At 66.1% G+C, this 18,160-nt stretch carries 15 protein-coding genes and 2 tRNA genes; 4 read left to right on the top strand and 13 right to left on the bottom strand.

The window, feature by feature from the left end; genetic code table 11:
* Positions 1-10: 10 nt before the first annotated feature.
* Together ACM9HJ_RS16270 and ACM9HJ_RS16275 are read left to right on the top strand one after the other, a co-directional pair.
* Complete coding sequence (locus ACM9HJ_RS16270; RefSeq protein WP_416572802.1) at positions 11-3,196, top strand: hypothetical protein; 3,186 nt, start codon at positions 11-13, stop codon at positions 3,194-3,196.
* A gap of 77 nt (positions 3,197-3,273) precedes the next feature.
* Positions 3,274-4,569 carry a DUF3422 family protein gene (locus ACM9HJ_RS16275; RefSeq protein WP_416572803.1) on the top strand — a complete coding sequence of 432 codons (1,296 nt, stop codon included), beginning with the start codon at positions 3,274-3,276 and terminating at the stop codon, positions 4,567-4,569.
* A gap of 6 nt (positions 4,570-4,575) precedes the next feature.
* Here the strand turns inward: ACM9HJ_RS16275 and ACM9HJ_RS16280 are convergent, their stop codons facing one another.
* The 12 genes from ACM9HJ_RS16280 to ACM9HJ_RS16335 all read right to left on the bottom strand — a co-directional run bounded on the left by ACM9HJ_RS16280 (position 4,576) and on the right by ACM9HJ_RS16335 (position 14,717).
* Entirely contained in the window at positions 4,576-5,397 is an 822-nt protein-coding gene (locus ACM9HJ_RS16280; protein ID WP_416572804.1) for a hypothetical protein, read from the bottom strand.
* Between the two features lie 6 nt (positions 5,398-5,403).
* Positions 5,404-5,982, bottom strand: coding sequence for a tyrosine phosphatase family protein (locus ACM9HJ_RS16285; RefSeq protein ID WP_416572805.1), 579 nt, complete (start codon positions 5,980-5,982; stop codon positions 5,404-5,406).
* 1 nt (position 5,983) lies between these two features.
* A complete protein-coding gene (locus ACM9HJ_RS16290) occupies positions 5,984-6,364 on the bottom strand; it encodes a hypothetical protein (protein WP_416572806.1) in 381 nt (126 codons plus the stop codon).
* Between the two features lie 66 nt (positions 6,365-6,430).
* A complete protein-coding gene (locus tag ACM9HJ_RS16295) occupies positions 6,431-6,781 on the bottom strand; it encodes a hypothetical protein (protein WP_416572807.1) in 351 nt (116 codons plus the stop codon).
* Between the two features lie 125 nt (positions 6,782-6,906).
* Positions 6,907-6,982 (bottom strand) — tRNA-Lys (locus ACM9HJ_RS16300).
* Between the two features lie 28 nt (positions 6,983-7,010).
* Positions 7,011-7,086: transfer RNA gene (locus ACM9HJ_RS16305), tRNA-Lys, on the bottom strand.
* A gap of 145 nt (positions 7,087-7,231) precedes the next feature.
* Positions 7,232-8,383: a rod shape-determining protein RodA gene (gene rodA / locus ACM9HJ_RS16310; protein WP_416572808.1), complete on the bottom strand. Its 1,152-nt coding sequence runs from the start codon at positions 8,381-8,383 to the stop codon at positions 7,232-7,234.
* Positions 8,380-10,290 (bottom strand): penicillin-binding protein 2, encoded by a 1,911-nt coding sequence (mrdA, locus tag ACM9HJ_RS16315; protein WP_416572809.1) that lies wholly within the window; start codon positions 10,288-10,290, stop codon positions 8,380-8,382. Before mrdA ends, rodA begins: the two co-directional genes overlap by 4 nt.
* Before the next feature lie 11 nt (positions 10,291-10,301).
* A complete protein-coding gene (gene mreD, locus ACM9HJ_RS16320) occupies positions 10,302-10,799 on the bottom strand; it encodes a rod shape-determining protein MreD (RefSeq protein WP_416572810.1) in 498 nt (165 codons plus the stop codon).
* A gap of 23 nt (positions 10,800-10,822) precedes the next feature.
* On the bottom strand, positions 10,823-11,701 hold the full coding sequence (gene mreC / locus ACM9HJ_RS16325) for a rod shape-determining protein MreC (protein WP_416572811.1): 879 nt from the start codon (positions 11,699-11,701) through the stop codon (positions 10,823-10,825).
* A gap of 113 nt (positions 11,702-11,814) precedes the next feature.
* Positions 11,815-12,852 carry a rod shape-determining protein gene (locus tag ACM9HJ_RS16330; RefSeq protein WP_054167055.1) on the bottom strand — a complete coding sequence of 346 codons (1,038 nt, stop codon included), beginning with the start codon at positions 12,850-12,852 and terminating at the stop codon, positions 11,815-11,817.
* A 302-nt stretch (positions 12,853-13,154) separates the two neighbouring features.
* Positions 13,155-14,717: a 2-isopropylmalate synthase gene (locus tag ACM9HJ_RS16335; protein ID WP_416572812.1), complete on the bottom strand. Its 1,563-nt coding sequence runs from the start codon at positions 14,715-14,717 to the stop codon at positions 13,155-13,157.
* A 534-nt stretch (positions 14,718-15,251) separates the two neighbouring features.
* Between ACM9HJ_RS16335 and ACM9HJ_RS16340 the strand changes: the two genes are divergently transcribed.
* Positions 15,252-16,022 carry an MlaE family ABC transporter permease gene (locus ACM9HJ_RS16340; protein WP_416572813.1) on the top strand — a complete coding sequence of 257 codons (771 nt, stop codon included), beginning with the start codon at positions 15,252-15,254 and terminating at the stop codon, positions 16,020-16,022.
* A complete protein-coding gene (locus ACM9HJ_RS16345) occupies positions 16,019-16,828 on the top strand; it encodes an ABC transporter ATP-binding protein (RefSeq protein WP_416572814.1) in 810 nt (269 codons plus the stop codon). Before ACM9HJ_RS16340 ends, ACM9HJ_RS16345 begins: the two co-directional genes overlap by 4 nt.
* Before the next feature lie 115 nt (positions 16,829-16,943).
* On the opposite strand, the gene ACM9HJ_RS16350 is transcribed toward ACM9HJ_RS16345, so the two are convergent.
* A complete protein-coding gene (locus ACM9HJ_RS16350; RefSeq protein ID WP_416572815.1) occupies positions 16,944-18,149 on the bottom strand; it encodes a DUF2336 domain-containing protein in 1,206 nt (401 codons plus the stop codon).
* Between the last annotated feature and the right edge of the window lie 11 nt (positions 18,150-18,160).

The raw sequence follows: 18,160 nt of genomic DNA on the forward strand, positions 1-18,160 counted from the left end.
GCCGCATCCCATGTCCGCCCCCCTTCCCCCCGGCATCGCCGCCGCGAGTGCCGCCGCCGGCACCTCGCCGCCCACACCCGGCCTCGTCCCGCTGGCCGATGTGCTGATCCGCACTCTTCCGGACAAGCTGGCGGGGCTGGACCGGGCGTTGGTCCTGTCCGGACAGGTCGTGTCGCAGGAGGATGGCAAGGCCACGATCCGCACCGCCGCCGGCGAGGTGGAGGTGGAAACGCCCTCGCCCCTGCCCACCGACCGCCCCGTCACCCTGCGCATCCCGCCGCAGGTACCGGGAACCCCGGCCCGGGCTGCCGCCCTGGCCCCGCCACAGGTGCAGACCCCGGCCCCGCCGGTCGGCACGCCAGCCACCGACAAGGCAACCAGCCCGCAGGCGCCGACCGCGCCGGCACCCCAGCCCCTGCCGCAGATCCAGCCCGGCGCCACCATCGCCGCCATCGTGGTCGCCGCCGCCCAGCCGCGCCCGACCGTTCCACCCCCGGTCAGCACGCCCAACGCCACGGCGGGAAGCACGCCAGCGGATTTGCTGGCCGGCGGGCCGGACAAGCCCCCTTTGCCGACAGCGCCCCCACCGGCGGCAAGTTCCCCGCTCCCCGGTCCACCCGTGGCCGCCCAGCCCCTAACCGCCGCACCTGCCCCCCTCCCGACCACCACCCCGGCACCGGGCGCCAGCCTGCCCCCCCTGGTCGGCCTGCTGGACGAGGTGGCAACGCCAGCCACCCCCTCGCCCCTTCAAACGGGCCCGGTCACGGCACAACCGGTGCCCACCCCACCCCCGGCGACAGGAACCGGCACGATACCGGCCACCCAGCCCGCCCCTTCCCTGCCCCCCCTCCCCGCGGCACCCGCCGAAGCGGCGGAGCCGGCCCCGGCCCGGCAGGAGGTTCGGGCCGACCCCGACGCGGCACGTCTGGCCCGGCTGGCGCGCTACAACATCCCGTCCACCCCATCCTCCGGCCTGTTCGCCTTCCGCGACCTGGACGGTCCGCCCGTGGCGCGGGAACCCATGGTGGAGGCCCGCCTGCGCGGCCCTGCCCCGCCACCACCACCCACGGCACCGGCCACCGGCGGGACACAACCGACACCGGTTCCCCTTCCCGGTCAGCCTTCGGCCCCGCCAGCCACCCCACCACGCGCCGGCGGCGACATCCCGGCCGCCGCCCAGCCCGGCAGCAACCCCACCACCCCCGCACAAGCTGTTCCCCAGGGTGGGGCAGCCCCGGTCGATCTGGCGCGCCTGCGCGACGGCGCCGCCCCCTCCCCACCGACGACACCGCCGACGGGCGGAGAACCCGCACCAAGTCCGCTGCCAAAACCGGGAGCCGGATCGCCGCCGCAGGCCACCCCATCGCCGCCACCGGTTCCGCAGGAAGCGCGCGCCCGCGACGCGGCACCGCCCCCCACCCCCACCGCGCCACCGACGGTACCGCCCCCGGCGACGGATGGCGCCCCCCGTCCCGCCCCGCCGCAGCCCGCCCTTCAGCCGGAACCGGTACAGATCGCCCGCGCCCGCGATCCCCTGCCGCCGTCGCCCCCCACAGCCCCACCGACCGGGGGTGAGCCCAAACCACCCCAGATGCCGGCCCCGCCGGCGCCGGCCGGTCTGGAGCAGACGCCCCCCCAGCAGGTCGCCCGGCTGCGCGACGGCGCACCCCTGTCACCACCGACCGCTCCCCCCACCGGCGGCGATCCCGCCCCGACGCAAGCCCCCCGCCCCACCACCGCACCGCCCCCGGTCCAGGAAGCGCGTGTCCGCGACGCCAACCCGCCTTCCCCGCCGACCGCGCCGCCAACCGGCGGCGATCCGACACCCACGCGACCCACCCAGCCCCTTCCGGAGCCCAACCCCCAGCTGGCCCGCGCCCGTGGCGACGCACCAACCCTGTCACCACCACCGGCACCGACCGCCCCACCGACGGCGGGTGAGCCGACACCCAACCCTGCGCGCCCGGCACAGGCGGCACCGGAACCCGGCATCCAGACCGCCCGCGCCCGCGGCGATGCGCCCGTGGCTGTCCCACCGCCACCACCGACGGCACCGCCCACGACCACACAACCACCCGCCCCATCCCCCACCCGACCGGCCCAGGCCAGCCCGGAACCGGAGATCCAGCTGGCCCGCGCCCGCGGCGACACCCCATCGCCGCCCACGGCACCGCCGACGACCGGCAGCCCCGCTACCGCCCCGACCACACCCCCCCGCCCCGCCCCCCTGCCCAATGGCCAGCCCGTGCAGCTGCGCATCCTGACCGTGGAGACGAACATTCCGCAGCCGGCTGCCGGCAGCAGCATGATGGGCCCGGTCCTGGACCTGCCCGACGCTCCGCCGCCCAACACCATCACCGGCACCCTGGTGGGCAGCACGGCGCAGGGCCAGCCGGTGGTGGCTACGCCGCAAGGCACGCTGGTGCTGCGCGCCCGCACCGACCTGCCGCCCGGCACCAACCTGACCCTGGCGCTGGAGGTGCCGCAGAACCGCGACCTGGCCGGCATGCTGCCGGCACTGGACCCCGCCCAGGGCACGGACTGGCCGGTGATGCGGGAGGTGATGGCGACGCTTCTGGCCGCCGACCCGACCGTGGCCCGCAATGTCGCAGCATCCATCCTGCCGCAGCCGGGCAAGCGCCTGACCACCAACCTGACCTTCTTCCTGGCCGCCTTGCGCGGCGGGGATGCGGCCGGCTGGCTGGGGGGTGAGGCGACGGAGGCGCTGCGGTCACGCGGCGGCAGCCGGTTGCTGGACCGGCTGCGGGAGGATTTCCAGGCGGCTGCAAGGCAGGCGGCGGAGCCCACGCCCGATGGCTGGCGCGCCATGCCCATCCCCTTCGGCACCCCCGATCAGGTGATGCGCGCCCAGCTGCATGTGCGCGGCGCCACCGATCAGGATGGGGAGGATGGACGCGAGGGAGAGGGACGCGGCCCCGCCAAGCGCTTCCTTCTGGACCTGAATTTCACCCGCATCGGGCCGATGCAGCTCGATGGTCTGGTCTGGCCCGGCCGCTTCGACCTGATGATCCGCACGCAAGGCATGCTACCGGCCGAACTGCGCCAGTCGATCGGCACCATCTTCCGCGACAGCCTGGAAAATGTCGGTTTCGCCGGCACCATCGGCTTCCAGACCGGCGCCCATTCCTGGGCCCGTGTCCAGGCGGCCACACGCGGTTCCGGCGTGCGTGCGTGAACAAGATGTCTCATGGCGCAGCCGCAACGCCCCACGCATAGTTAACCAAAATCAGAACGGTTGACCGGGGGAACTTCATGGCGGTGGGGCTGGACGGGCGCCTGGATGGGCGGGACCATCCGCAGCGGGCGCAATTGAATGACGAGCTGCACGCGCGGCCGCATATGCGCATCACCACGCCGGCCCGCCTGACCCATATCGCCCACCTGACGGGGGAGCTGGGGGCCGACCACGCCCATCTGCTGGACCTGTGCCGGGCCGTGGGCCTGCCGCTGCCGGGGGCGGAACTGCGGCAGGTACAGCTGCTGGTCGATGGCCGCACGGTGAAGTGGGAGCGGCATACCGAATTCACCGCCATCACCATCGCCGAGATGGGGCCCGCCGACAGCGCCGACTGGTCCGCCCTGTCGCCGCGTCTGGCCGACTGGACGGCCCGTCTTCCCGGACTGCGGCTGGTCGCCTGCCATTTGCGGCTGGAAGCCGATGCGGAACCGCGCCACGGCCCGGAAAGCCTGGCCGCCATCTTCCCGCGCGGGGAGTTGCTGGGCAGCGAGGTGGCGGGTGGGGAGGCTTTGGTCTGGACCGATTTCCGCCTCTGCCCCGACGGCTTCACCCGTATCCTGGTCCGTGACAAGGGCCTGTCGCCCAGCCATGCCGGCCGCGTGGTGCAGCGCCTGCTGGAGATCGAGACCTACCGGATGACGGCCCTGCTGGGCCTGCCCCTGGCACGCGAGGCGGGGCCGGAACTGGCCAGCCTGGAACAGCGGCTGGAGGGCATCGTCACCCGCACCGCCACCGCCCGCGACATGGCGGAGGAACATGGGCTCTTGGATGCGCTGACCCGTCTGGCGGCGGAGGCCGAAACCCTGTCGGCCCATTGCCGCTACCGGTTCGGCGCCACCATGGCCTATGCGGAGCTGGTGGAACGCCGCGTCGAGGAGCTGCGGGAGGAACGCATCCCCGGCCTTCAGCGCCTGGGCGTCTTCCTGGAACGCCGCTTCCGCCCCGCCGTGCGGACGTGTGAGGCGGTGTCGCGCCGTCAGGCCGAACTGGCCGCCGGCATCAGCCGCGCCAGCAGCCTGCTGCGCACCCGTGTGGACGTTCAGCGCGCCGAACAGAATGCCGAAATCCTGAAAAGCCTGGAAGCCCGCGCCCGCACCCAGCTGCGCATCCAGGAGGCGGTGGAAGGCCTGTCGGTCTTCGCCATCTCCTATTACCTGCTGGGGCTGGTGAAATATGTGGTGGAGGGGCTGCCCACCATCGCCGGCCTGCCGCCCAAGGCGCTGATGACCGGCATCGCCGTGCCCACCGTGGTGGCCGCCGTGTGGATCGGCGTGCGGCGACTGCGGCGCGCGGTGACGGCGGAAGATTAGGAAAAGCTAATATATTTTAAATATTTTATTGTTTCCGATTTCTATTTTAATTGTATTTGGAAGATCATTACGGTATGGAACAAATATCAATCTAAATTCCCTCTGCCATGAAAAAGATTTATCTTTTACAAAAGGAGAAACACTACCAATGTCCACCTCTTCATATTTTCCAGATATTGTCCTATAATTTACTATACCACCACTCATTCTATGAAATATTTCTGAAAATACTCTCTTATCTCCATCCACATCCACAAGGCCAACTTTAACTAAAGCCTCTGATAGATTTCGAATACTTTCTACACCTAATGCTATAGAGTCAACGTACTGCACTTCCGAATACTTATTCCACATTTGGCGCAGCAGCGGCAGCGGACCAAGGGATGCACACCAAATAAATACGTCCGGCATCAATGATTCAAATCTTACGTTTTTCAACAGAATATCGTCGTTGCCCCCCGCCGGAATGGCCAGCATGCCCGAATTTCCTCCAGGTTTACGACCAAATACATGCATACCACCTGGAGCATTTGGCGCTAAGTCCGCTGAATGAATTCTGTCAATAAAAGCATTGGCTTTCCCCTCCATCGGATCGCCTATCCATTTTCTTTCAAGAGATCTATAATAGCTTAATTTACGAATTTGCACAGACCCAGAGGTAAAATATTTTTCGTCGCCAGGGGATACGAATTTATACAAATCAACAAGACCAATCTCCAATCTATGCTTCGGAGATATAGAATATATACTACATTCGTGATCCGATTCTGATTCAGAGACACTCCACTGGAGAAAGCTTCCGAATTCTGAATAAAAATACTCGCTCATTTTATATCACCCCATATGCGCGATTTCCCGGCCGCGATGGTTCTCCGACAGGAAGCGCAGCCAGTCGGGCTTGCCCACCGCGTGCTTGGCATAGACCTCGCGCAGCGCCTCCAGCAGTTCCGCCCGCCGGCCCAGCATGTCGCCGCCGATCTCCAGCATGCGCAGGTTGGGCCAGGCCTGGGGCCGGATGCGCACCACCTCCGCCAATGCCTCTCCAGCATGCCGGTCTGGGCGGGCCTGGGCCAGGATCAGGGTCATGGCGGCGGTGGAACGGGAAATGCCCATATGGCAATGGACCAGCAGATGGTCGCCCGCCACCGCCTTGTCGGTCAGACGCCGGCCGAAATGCAGCACATTTTCCAGATCGCGCGCCACCGGCGCCGTCTGGTCGGGCAGTTCCTCCACGATATCGTGGAAGCGCAGGTCGATGCGGTCATGCGGGCCGTAATCATCGAATTCGATCAGCGGCTCACGCGTCGGGTCCAGGATGGAGACCAAGTGCGTGACCCCGGCGGCGGCATGGGATGGCAATTCCTGGATGCCGCAAACGGTCAGGCGATAGGGAACGAAGGATGGAAGCGACAAGTCATTTCTCCGGTTCACCCGGCCTCTCCCCCTTGGGGGGCGTCGGCAGGGCGGTGATGCTGCGGATCAGGATGCGCTGGCCATCGACACCGACATGGCCCCAATTGGCACACAGCATGCCGTCGCTGCGCGGGATGAAAGCCAATTGTGCCTGGCTGCCGACATTCAAGGTGACGGCCGACAGGCTGAGTTCGACGCGGTAGCGGCGGCTGGCACCCAGGGTGACGATCAGGATACGGTCACCTTCCGACGTCCAGCCATTGATGCGGCGTGATTCGATACAGGTTTCCCGGCCGGTCACGGCATCGGGTTGGCCTTCCTGGGCCGGCACCGGCCCAACGCCCAGCAGGGCCAGCATCCCCAACAGGATATGGCGACGCATGATGCGTCCTCCTTCCAAGCTCTCTCTCGCCCCATGCGCCCATGGTGACGCCAGATCGCGGCCGGATCAAGGTTCGCCACCACGGCCGCGCCAGACCGTGATCGACCTTATGGCGAACCAGCGCCCGCCGACCACGACATGGCCGACCGCGGCGCAAAGCTGCCGGTCGGTGCGCGGCACGAAGGAGACCGCCCCTTGCAGGCGCAGATCCTCCTCCGGCAGCAGGCCATCCAGCCGCACGCGATAATAATCGCCGGGGCCGATGGCGATCAGGATGCTGTCATGGTCGATGAAGGACCAGCTGCCGATGCGGTTGGCATCGACACATTGCCAGACCGGCGGCGGCTGGCTGGCGGCATGCGCCGCACCGGCCCCCGTGAGGCACAGCACAACAAGAATGGCGGCGAGACGAGCCATGGCCCGCACTCCAGCACCCCACCCCCCTGTTCAACAGGTGGGCATGCGCCGGCAACCGGAAAAGCCGCACCCATCGCAGGGGCGCGCCATCAGTCATGCATCATGTTCGGGAGAGGGGGGAAGGTTGGTGGGCGCACAAGGACTCGAACCTTGGACCCGCTGATTAAGAGTCAGCTGCTCTACCAACTGAGCTATGCGCCCAACCTTCGTCAGCGAAACCAGGGTGGATTGGTGGGCGCACAAGGACTCGAACCTTGGACCCGCTGATTAAGAGTCAGCTGCTCTACCAACTGAGCTATGCGCCCAATCCACATCCGCCGTTTCGCGGCCCGCCAGGGCGTTCACCGTGGCGAGGCGCGCTGTTTAGCAAAGCTCCCTGCCCTTGTCGACAGGTTTGATGACAGGTTTGGTGTTTTTTTGAACGACCGAGCCCCGCGCTTCGATCATGCCTCACAAATCGCCCAGGCCCCGCCGCGACATGCGCACATCGCGATGCACATGCACCGACATCAGCAGCCCGAAACCCACCATCACCGCCAAGGTCGCCGTCCCACCATAGGAGATCAGCGGCAGCGGCACGCCCACCACGGGGATCAGGCCCATGATCATGGCGACATTGATGAACAGGTACAGGAACAGGTTGACCGTCAGCCCCAGCGCCAGCAGCCGCCCATATTGGTGCCGGCAACGCCCGGCGATGATGAAGCCGAACAGCAGCATCAGGCAGTACAGCACCAGGAAGCTGATCGACCCGACCAGCCCGAATTCCTCCGCCAGCATGGTGAAGATGAAGTCGGTCTGCTTTTCCGGCAGGAAATTCAGATGGCTCTGCGTGCCCTGCAGGAACCCCTTGCCCATCAACCCGCCGGACCCGAAGGCGATCTTCGACTGGGTGATGTGATAGCCGGTACCCAGCGGGTCGCTGTCGGGGTTCAGGAAGGTCTCCACCCGGTCGCGCTGATAATCATGCAGTGCGAATTCCCAGCCCAGCGGGATGGCGATCATCACGGCAACGATGATCAGCGCGAATTTCCACCAGCGCACGCCCGACAGGAAGAACATCGCGCCCGACGCCATGATCAGCATCAGCGAGGTACCCAGGTTGGGCTGGGCCAGCACCAGGGCCACCGGCGCCCCGACGATGGCCAGCGGCACCAGCAGGAACGGGATACGGCCCGTATCCTCCAGCGAGGCGCCATGGAAATAGCGGGCCAGCGCCATGACCAGCGTGACCTTCATGATCTCCGACGGCTGCAATTGCACGAAACCCAGATCGATCCAGCGCTGCGCCCCCTTGCCCATCGACCCGAACAGGTCCACGCCGATCAGCAGCACCATGACCAGCCCATAGAGCGGGTAGGTCATCTTCATCCACACCCGGATGTCGATCATGGCGATGAACAACATCAGCGCCAGACCGACACCGAAGCGCAGCATCTGGCGCGAGGCCCAGGGGTCGATCTGGCCATTGGCCGCCGAATAGAGCATGGCGAAGCCGACACAAGCCACCAGGGTGACCAGGAACACAAAGGACCAGGGGATCTGGGCCAGCTTCTCGGTAAAGGAAAGCGCGCCGCTGTCGGCGGAAACGTCGAGCGTCACGGCGGTCCTCCCGTCGGGTCCTGCGGTGCCGGCGTGGTGTCGGTGGCCGGTGGCGGCTGCTGCGCCACCGTGGCCCGCGCCGCCTCCAGCATCTGGCATTCCAGCAGGATGTCGCGGGCGATGGGAGCGGCCACGGAACCGCCGCCGCCGCCATGCTCCACCAGCACGGCGCAGGCATATTTGGGCGCATGCACGGGCGCGAAGGCCACGAATAAAGCGTGGTCGCGCTCGCGCCAGGGCAGGTTCTCGTTCTTGATGACGCCGGAATTACGCTCCGCCATGGAGATGCGGCGGACCTGGGCGCTGCCCGACTTGCCCGCCATCTCCATCCCCGGCACATTGATGCGGGCGCGATAGCCGGTGCCGCCGGGCACATTGGTCACGGCATTCATGCCTTTCAGCACCGTGGCCAGGTTCTCCGGCTTCACATCAATGGTTGGCCAATCCGTCGTCTCGTTGAACTGGCCCTCAATGGATTTCAGCAGATGCGGCTGCACCGCCTTGCCACTGGCCAGCCGCGCCGTCATCACCGCCAGCTGCAACGGCGTGGTCAGGACATAGCCCTGGCCCATGGAGGCGATCAGCGTCTCACCCTGGTGCCAGGGCTGTTTCAGCGTCGCGCGCTTCCATTTCGGATCCGGAATAAGGCCCGGCCGCTCGCCCGGCAGCTCCAGCCCGACCCGGCTGCCCAGCCCGAACCGGCGGGCCATCTCGGCGATGCGGTCCATGCCGATACGACCGGCAATGTCGTAGAAATACACGTCGCAGCTGTTCATCAGCGCGCCGACCATGTCCTGCGTGCCGTGCCCGCCGCGCCGCCAGCAATGGAACCGGTGGCTGCCCAGCTCCATATGGCCAGGGCAGAACACCCGATGCTCGGCATTGATGATGCCCGATTCCAGCGCCGCCAGCGCCGTCAGCATCTTGAAGGTCGATCCCGGCGGATATTGCCCGGCGATGGCCTTGTTGATCAGCGGCGTGCGCTCATCCTTCAGCAGCGCCTGATAGGGCTCGTACCCGATGCCCATGGCGAACTGGTTGGGATCGAAGCTGGGGCTGGAACACAGCGCCTGGATGCCGCCGGTATGCACATCCATGACGATGGCCGCCGCACTCTCCTCCGCCGACAGGCGCTGGTGCATGTAATGCTGCAATTTGGCATCGATGGTCAGCGCCACCTCGCGCCCCGGCTGGCCGGGATCGCGCGACAGCTCGCGGATGACGCGGCCGACCGCATTCACCTCCAGCTGCCGGTTGCCGGCCGACCCGCGCAGGGCCGTGTCGTACTGCTTCTCGATCCCGCCCTTGCCGACCTTGAAACCCGGCAGGGTCAGCAGCGGGTCGGTCGACCCCTCCACATCCTTCTCCGCCGCCGCCCCGACATAGCCCAGCACATGGCTCAACGCCTCGCCGAACGGATAGGAGCGGACCTGGCCGACATCGATGGACACGCCCGGCAGGTCGGGCAGGTTCACCTCGATCGCCGCCACCTGATCCCAGGTCAGGTTCTCCTTGATGGTGATCGGCGCGAAGGAACGTGACCGCTGGATATCGCGCTGGATGCGGCGTTCATCCACCTCGGTCAGCGGGATCAGCTTGCCCACCTCGTCCAGGATCTGCTGCACGTCGCCGGCGCGTTCGGACACGATGATGGTGCTGAAATTCTGCTCGTTCACCGCCAGCGGCACGCCGAACCGGTCGGTGATCAGGCCACGCGGCGGCGCCACCAGCCGCAGGGAAATGCGGTTATCCTCCGCCAGCACCGTGTACCGGTCGCTCTCCACTATCTGGAGATAGTACAGCCGGCCCATCAGCGTGACGACGGCAGCGCCCTGCAACCCGCCCAGCACGATGGTGCGGCGGGACAGCATGCGCTGCCGTTCGGCATCCCGGTCAAAGGCCGACATGGATCAAAACCTCAACTCAAATAGGCGCGGTGCAACCGTTGCAGCAGCCAGGCCATCAGCGGGAACAATGCCACGCCCAGCAGGGCCTGCACCAGTACCGGACGCGCATCCAGCAGGCTGGCGGTCATCAGGGCGAACACGGCCCATTGTACCGCGCCCGACCCCGCCGCCACCAACCCGAAACCGATCCACAGCATCAGGAAGGACCGGCCCAGGAAGAAGCGGCGCTGGGTGATGAGCAGCCAATAGGCCAGGACCAGCACCATGGACGTCATGCCGATGGGCGTGCCGCCGATCAGGTCCTGCAGCAGCCCGATGGCGAAGACCACCATGGGGCGTAGCAGATCCGGCCGATGGATGACCCAGTAGAACAGGCACATCAGCATCAGCGGCACCGTCACCATGGCATATCCAGGCAACGGCAAGGGCACCATCCCGACCAGCATGGCCAGGACCGTGACGCTGAAGGGCACCAGGTTGCGTGCCGTACGATCGAGTTGGGAAAGCATTCCGCCGGCCAAAGCCGTGGTCCTCACTTCATCGCGCCCGGCTGTGCCGCTTCGGCGGCCACACCGCCATTGGTGCCGAAATCGACCACCTGCACATGCTCGATACGGGACAGATCGGCGATGGGCATCACCCGCGGCTTGCCATCGGCCCCCATCTCGACAATGCCCACCGGCAGGCCGGGCGGGAACAGGCCGCCATGGCCGGAGGTGAAGACGCGCTCACCTTGCGTCACCTCGCTGTTGGGCGGCAGGTACGTGAGCAGCGGATGGTCGGAATTGTCACCGGCCAGCATGGCGCGCTGACGGCTGGTTTCCAGCACCACGGGGATGCGGGCGTTCAGATCGGTGATCAACAGCACGCGCGACGACCAGTCGCCCACCTGCACGATACGCCCGACCAGCCCCTGACCCGACATCACCGCCTGCCCGCGTTCCACCCCCTCGCGCACGCCGACCGTGACCACGACGGTGCGCACGAAGGCGCCGCCGGGATCACCGACGACACGGCCCGTCACCACACGCGCAGCGGGATCGGGCTTGTAGGACAGAAGCGAGCGCAGGGAACGGTTCTCCGCATCCAGGCGCAGCGTCGCCTGTTCCCACTGCCGCAGGCGCGCATTCTCTTCCCGCAGGCGGGCATTCTCGTCATGCAGGTCGACAAGCTGGCGGAAATATTCAAGCCCGTCGGCCACGCTGGCGGCCGGGCGGGACATGACATTCAGCACGGGGGAAACGGCGTCGGTGACGCGCGTGCGGGCCTGTTCGACGGCCGTGCCATTGACATGGCCGATCATCATCAGGGCGATGGCCGCCAGGATCAGCAGCGGGAAGTAGAATCGCTGCACCATCCCCCACAGGGGGGCCGCGATACGTACGACGGATCCGCTATTGCGTGTCTTCACCGGGGATTGGTGTCCCGTGGTCGGGTAACCCGCCATAACGACGGGTTACGGTACAATATGAAACTAACGCTTCAACGCGATGCTGTAAATATCGGATTGCTATACGCTATCCGTCAGTACATGCGGATCAGCACGTTGCGCAGGCTTTCCTCTTCCAGCGCCCGGCCCGACCCCAGCGCCACACAGGACAGCGGATCGTCGGCGATGGACACCGGCAGGCCGGTGGCATGGCGCAGGACATAGTCCAGGTTGGCCAGCAGCGCGCCGCCACCGGTCAGCACGATGCCCTTGTCCACGATGTCGGCGGCCAGTTCCGGAGCGGTGTGCTCCAGGGCGACCTTGACCGCCTCAATGATCTGGCTGACGGGCTCGGCCAGGCTCTCGGCGATCTGGCGCTCGCTCATCACCAGTTCCTTGGGAACGCCGTTCATCAGGTCGCGGCCCTTGATCTCCATGACGCGGCCTTCGCCATCTTCCGGCGGGCAGGCGGAACCGATTTCCTTCTTGATGCGCTCGGCCGAACCCTCACCCACCAGCAGGTTATGGTGACGGCGGATATAGCCGATGATGGCCTCGTCCATCTTGTCGCCGCCGACGCGGGCGGAACGAGCATGGACGGTGCCGTTCAGCGACAGAACGGCCACTTCCGTGGTGCCGCCGCCGATATCGACGACCATGCTGCCCGTCGGCTCGGTCACCGGCAGGCCGGCGCCGATGGCGGCGGCCATGGGTTCCTCGATCAGGGAGACGCGGCGCGCACCGGCGGCCTCCGCACTCTCCTGGATGGCACGGCGTTCGACGGCGGTGGAGCCGGACGGCACGCAGATGACGATTTCCGGGCTGGCGAAGCTGCGGCGGTTATGAACCTTGCGGATGAAATGCTTGATCATCTCTTCCGCGACTTCGAAATCGGCGATGACGCCGTCGCGCAGCGGACGGATGGCCTGGATGTTGCCGGGCGTACGGCCAAGCATCAGCTTGGCCTCGTCACCCACGGCCAGGACCTGCTTCTTGCCCCGCAGGTCGCGGATGGCGACCACCGACGGTTCATTGAGGACGATGCCGCGACCCTTCACATAGACCAGCGTATTGGCCGTGCCAAGGTCGATCGCCATGTCGGCGGAGAACATACCGAGCAGGTTTGAAAACATGGGTGAAACGTATCTCTAGCGATGTCCGGATTTTGCCGCCCTTGGTGCGGTCGGACCCCGGATATGCCGAACCGCGTTTGTTGCATAGACCATTTGGGGCCGGACCCTCAAGCCTTGAAAGCCACCGGCATGGAATTTGTACCCGCTTTCGCGCTGCGCTGCCGCATGGCGGCTGTCCGCGCCCCATATGGCGGCTACCCTGGGTAAGCGACCCTCAAACATCATGGCGAAATCATGGCAAAACCCCCGCCGGTAGGGTTTCCGGCGGGGGTTTGACTCAAGTCGCGGATTCGGAGTCGAGGTTAGGCCGACAGCGCCACCGGCGCCGTCTTCAGCCGCTTGGTGATCAGCTTGTTCAACGCATGGACATAGGCTCGCGCACTGGCCACCAGCGTGTCGGCATCCGCCCCCTGCCCGTTCACGGTCTTACCTTCCTCTTCCAGGCGCACCGTCACCTCCGCCTGGGCATCGGTGCCCTGGGTCACGGCGTGCACCTGGTAAAGCTGCAATTTGGCTTCATGCGGGAAGGCCAGCTTCAGGGCGTTGAACACCGCATCCACCGGGCCGTTGCCGAAGGCCACCACCGGCGGGATAGGCCGACCGTCGATTTCCAGCTCCAGCACGGCATGCTGCGGCCCGCGCGAGCCGGCGACGACATGCAGCGCTTGGAAACGAACACGGTCATGCTGGCGGCCGACCTCGTCATCCATGATGGCGACGATGTCCTCGTCATAGATGTCCTTCTTGCGGTCGGCCAGATCCTTGAAGCGGCCGAACGCGTCGTTGATCGAATTCTCGCCCAGATCGTCATAGCCAAGCTCCTTCAGCTTGGCGCGGAAGGCGGCGCGGCCGGAATGCTTGCCCATGACCAGTGACGACCGGTTCAGACCCACCGATTCCGGAGTCATGATCTCATAGGTCTCGGCATGCTTCAGCATACCGTCCTGATGGATGCCGCTCTCATGGGCGAAGGCGTTGGCGCCGACGATGGCCTTGTTGGGCTGCACCTGGAAGCCGGTAATGGTGGAAACCAGGCGGGAGATGCGGGTGATATGCTCGGTCTTGATACCCGTGGTGCAGCCGATCAGGTCGTGGCGCGTGCGCAGCGCCATGACGATCTCTTCCAGCGACGCATTGCCCGCGCGCTCGCCCAACCCGTTGATGGTGCATTCCACCTGCCGCACGCCCACGCCGATGCCGGCCAGCGAATTGGCCACGGCCAGGCCCAGGTCGTTATGGCAATGGACGGAGAAGATGGCCTTGTCCGAATTGGGGACGCGGGTCATCACGTCCTTGAACATGGCAGCATATTCCTCCGGCAGGGCATAGCCCACCGTGTCGGGGATGTTGATGGTGGTGGCGCCGGCCTTGATGGCGGCCTCCACCGTGCGGCACAGGAAGTCGCGATCGGAGCGCGAGCCATCCTGGGCCGACCATTCCACATCATCGGTCAGGTTGCGGGCATAGCCGACATAATCGATGGTGCGCTGGAGCACCTCCTCCTCCGTCATCTTCAACATGTAGTTCATGTGGACGGGGCTGGTGGAGATGAAGGTGTGGATGCGCTTGCGCTGCGCCAGTTGCAACGCCTCGGCCGCGCGGTCGATATCGGCGCGCGAGGTGCGGGCCAATGCTGCGATCACCGAATTCTTCACGGTGCGCGCCACTTCACGCACCGCCTCGAAATCACCGTTGGACGCGATGGGGAACCCGGCCTCGATCACGTCGACGCCCATTTCCTCCAGCACGGTGGCGATGCGCAGCTTTTCTTCCAGGTTCATGGAACAGCCGGGGGCCTGCTCGCCATCACGCAGGGTGGTGTCGAAAATGATGACGCGGTTGCTGTCGCTGGTGATGCTGCTCATGTCCTGGTCCCTTGGGCATATCGGGCGCGGTCCTGTCAGGTACGGCGCCGATAGATCGAATTGTGATGCGAGCCTCAATCGGCGCCGGTGCGGCACCTTGTCCCCTGATCGCGGGCCGTACCGCGGCGAAGGCGGCACGACATCGGGCGCTCAGGGGGAAACTAGTCGTAGGGTGGCGGCCAGGACGGGGCGGCCGCTGCCGATGGAGTACACGCGCAAAGCGACAGCACGGGCGGATGCGCCCGTCATGTCCTGCTTCTGCGTCGTCTGGTCTGCCGCCATCCCGGGGGGACCTGTCCATCCTGAAGTGGTGGAGCCGGCGGGAACACCGACAGCTCGTTGCTTGTTTCGGTTTTAAGGCGAAATCACGCGTCCGGCAAGATGCTTCGCGTGGAAGAAACGCAAAGGCTCCATGCCATTGGCGATTGGGTGCGGCGCAGCACAGCGATGATCTCCGCCCCCTATACATTGACAGAAGACACCCCATTGTCTAGCGATGGGGCGGGTCACGCTCCCGAGCAGAAGGTCAGGTTCATGAATTTCCTCAGTGCGGTCGGTCGTGCCACCCTGAACTTCCTGGAGGCGGCGGGGCGTCTGGCCCTGTTCACGCTCACGGCGCTGATGCATTGCCTGCGCCCGCCCTTCTATTTCCGGCATATCGGCCGGCAGATGGTGGAGATCGGCTATTACAGCCTGCCCGTCGTCGGCCTGACCGCCGTGTTCACCGGCATGGTGCTGGCCCTGCAAAGCTATAGCGGCTTCTCCCGCTTCTCCGCCGAAAGCGCCATAGCCACCGTGGTCGTGTTGTCGATCACCCGCGAACTGGGGCCGGTGCTGGCGGGCCTGATGGTGGCCGGCCGCATCGGGGCCGCCATGGCGGCGGAGCTGGGCACCATGCGCGTCACCGAACAGGTGGACGCGCTGACCACGCTGTCGACCAACCCGTTCAAATATCTGGTCGTGCCGCGCCTGCTGGCCGGCACCGCCATGCTGCCGCTGCTGGTGCTGGTGGCCGACATCATCGGCGTGTTCGGCGGCTATCTGGTCGCCGTCTACCGGCTGGATTTCAACGCCGCCAGCTATATCAACAATACCTGGCAGTATCTGGAATTCATGGATGTGGTGTCCGGTCTGGTGAAGGCCGCCTGCTTCGGCTTCGTCATCTCCCTGATGGGCTGCTACCACGGCTACAACTCGCGCGGCGGGGCGCAGGGTGTGGGTGCCGCCACCACCAATGCCGTGGTGTCCGCCTCCATCCTCATCCTGGTCATGAACTATCTGCTGACGGGGATCTTCTTCTCATGAGCATGCCGCCGCTGGAGCTGACCCAAGACATGGACGTGCCCAAGATCGCGCTGAAGGGCGTGAAGAAGGCGTTCGGGCCCAAAGTGGTGCTGGACGGCGTGGATCTGGAGGTGGCGCGCGGCGAAAGCGTCGTCATCATCGGCGGATCGGGCACCGGCAAGTCCGTGCTGCTGAAAAGCATCCTGGGCATCCTGCAGCCCGATGCCGGCACCATCCGCATCGATGGTGAGGACACGACCCATATCGGCGGCCGCGACCGTGAACGCGCCATGGCCAAGTTCGGCATGCTGTTCCAGGGCGCGGCCCTGTTCGACAGCCTGCCCGTCTGGGAAAACGTCGCCTTCGGCCTGATCCAGGGGGAGCAGCGCCTGGGCCGCAAGGAGGCCAAGGAGCGGGCGGTGGCCACTTTGGGTGCCGTGGGCCTGAGCCCCGATGTCGCAGATCTGTCGCCCTCAGAACTGTCGGGCGGCATGCAGAAGCGCGTGGGCCTGGCCCGCGCCATCTGTACAAGGCCGGAGATCATCTTCTTCGACGAACCGACGACGGGCCTGGACCCGATCATGGCCGACGTGATCAACGACCTGATCGTGAAATGCGTGAAGGATCTGGGCGCCACGGCCCTGTCCATCACCCATGACATGGCCAGCGCCCGCAAGATCGCCGACCGCATCGCCATGCTCTACAAGGGCAAGCTGATCTGGGTGGGCCCGGTGTCGGAGATCGATAATTCCGGCAACGAATATGTCGACCAGTTCATCCATGGCCGCGCCGAAGGCCCGATCCAGATGCAGATAAGGGCTTTTTGAGTTCCCGCAGACGTCGGGCGGGCGCTCCGCGCCCTTGGCTTACGCGCCACGTGGCGCGGGCCGCCAATCGACGGCCTCCGACGGTCATGGGAAATGACCGTCGGTCAGTTCCCCCTCAATCCTTCGGCACGTTCCCGCGTAACGGAATGAACGGCATCCCCGCGATGTCCATGGCGGCATCGACCAGCGCGTCGTCCTTCTGGTCGAACAGCTGAAGCAGCAGGTTGTCCATCGCCCGCTCCTCCGACTGGCCGCAGTCGGCATAGATGCGGCCGAGCGCTTCCATCTGGAACACGTCCCGCCCTGCCTCGCCGCCACGATAGCCCAGCATCTGGGCCACGCGCATGGCCACCTGGAACGGCGTGAACAGGTGCTTGGGGATATGGGCATGGTCCAGCAGCGCCTTCATCCCATCCCACTTGCCCTCCAGCAGCAGGGCCAGCGCATTGGATTTGCGCACCCGCGACTTGGTGGCGATGGCGGCGGCGAAGAAGTCGAAATCCCCGGCGCACAGCGTGCGCAGCAGCAGCGCCACGCCCAGCCGCCCCTGTTCATGCAGATGCAGGGCCAGGGCACCGGCATCCATGCCGGGACGCGACACGGGCCGCAGCAGGGCCAGCGTGGCGGCATCCCGCCCATGTGCGGCCAGTTCCGCCGCGATCACCGGCGACAGCCGATGACGCTCCACCAGCAGGTCGCGCACCCGGTCCGACACATGCGCCACCAGCCGTTCCACGACGCTGGCCGGCAGTGCGGCACGCCCGGCCAGCGGCTCAGCCACCAGCGGCACATGCGCATAGCGTTCGGCAAGCGACTGGAGCGAGGCATCGGACAGTTCCGCGCCATCATTCCCCGCCAGGGTGGCGATGACGGCCAGGTTGCCGACATCGACCAGGGCACCCGACACGTCCTGCGACAGATGCTTGCGGGCGGCGATGGCCAACTGCTTGTCGGCGTGCCCCTGGCCGATCACCTCCAGCAGCAGGGCATCGGCCATGCCGTCGCCATGGCGCAGCAGCGGGAAGGCCACGGAGGTCAGGTCAAGCGCCAGGTCACGGGCCAGGTCGTCGGACAGGAAGGGGCTGTTATAGATCTGCCAGGCCACCGCCTCGCGCACCTGCTGGATGGCGTCATGCGCCAGCCGGGACAGGAGATCGCGCACCAGCACGCGCTCCCCCTCCCCCAGCAGCGCCTGCTCGGCCGTGCGCATCAGCTTGGACAGAAGCTGGATGCGCGCCTCCGGCGTGCGATCGCCGGCAAGCTGGCGCACATCGGCCGCCGTCAGGGCTGTCGGGCTGTCGTTCTTGCGTTCGCCGGTCATCCGTACCCCGA

This window comes from Niveispirillum sp. KHB5.9 (genome assembly GCF_048066115.1).
Classification (GTDB): Bacteria; Pseudomonadota; Alphaproteobacteria; order Azospirillales; family Azospirillaceae; genus Niveispirillum.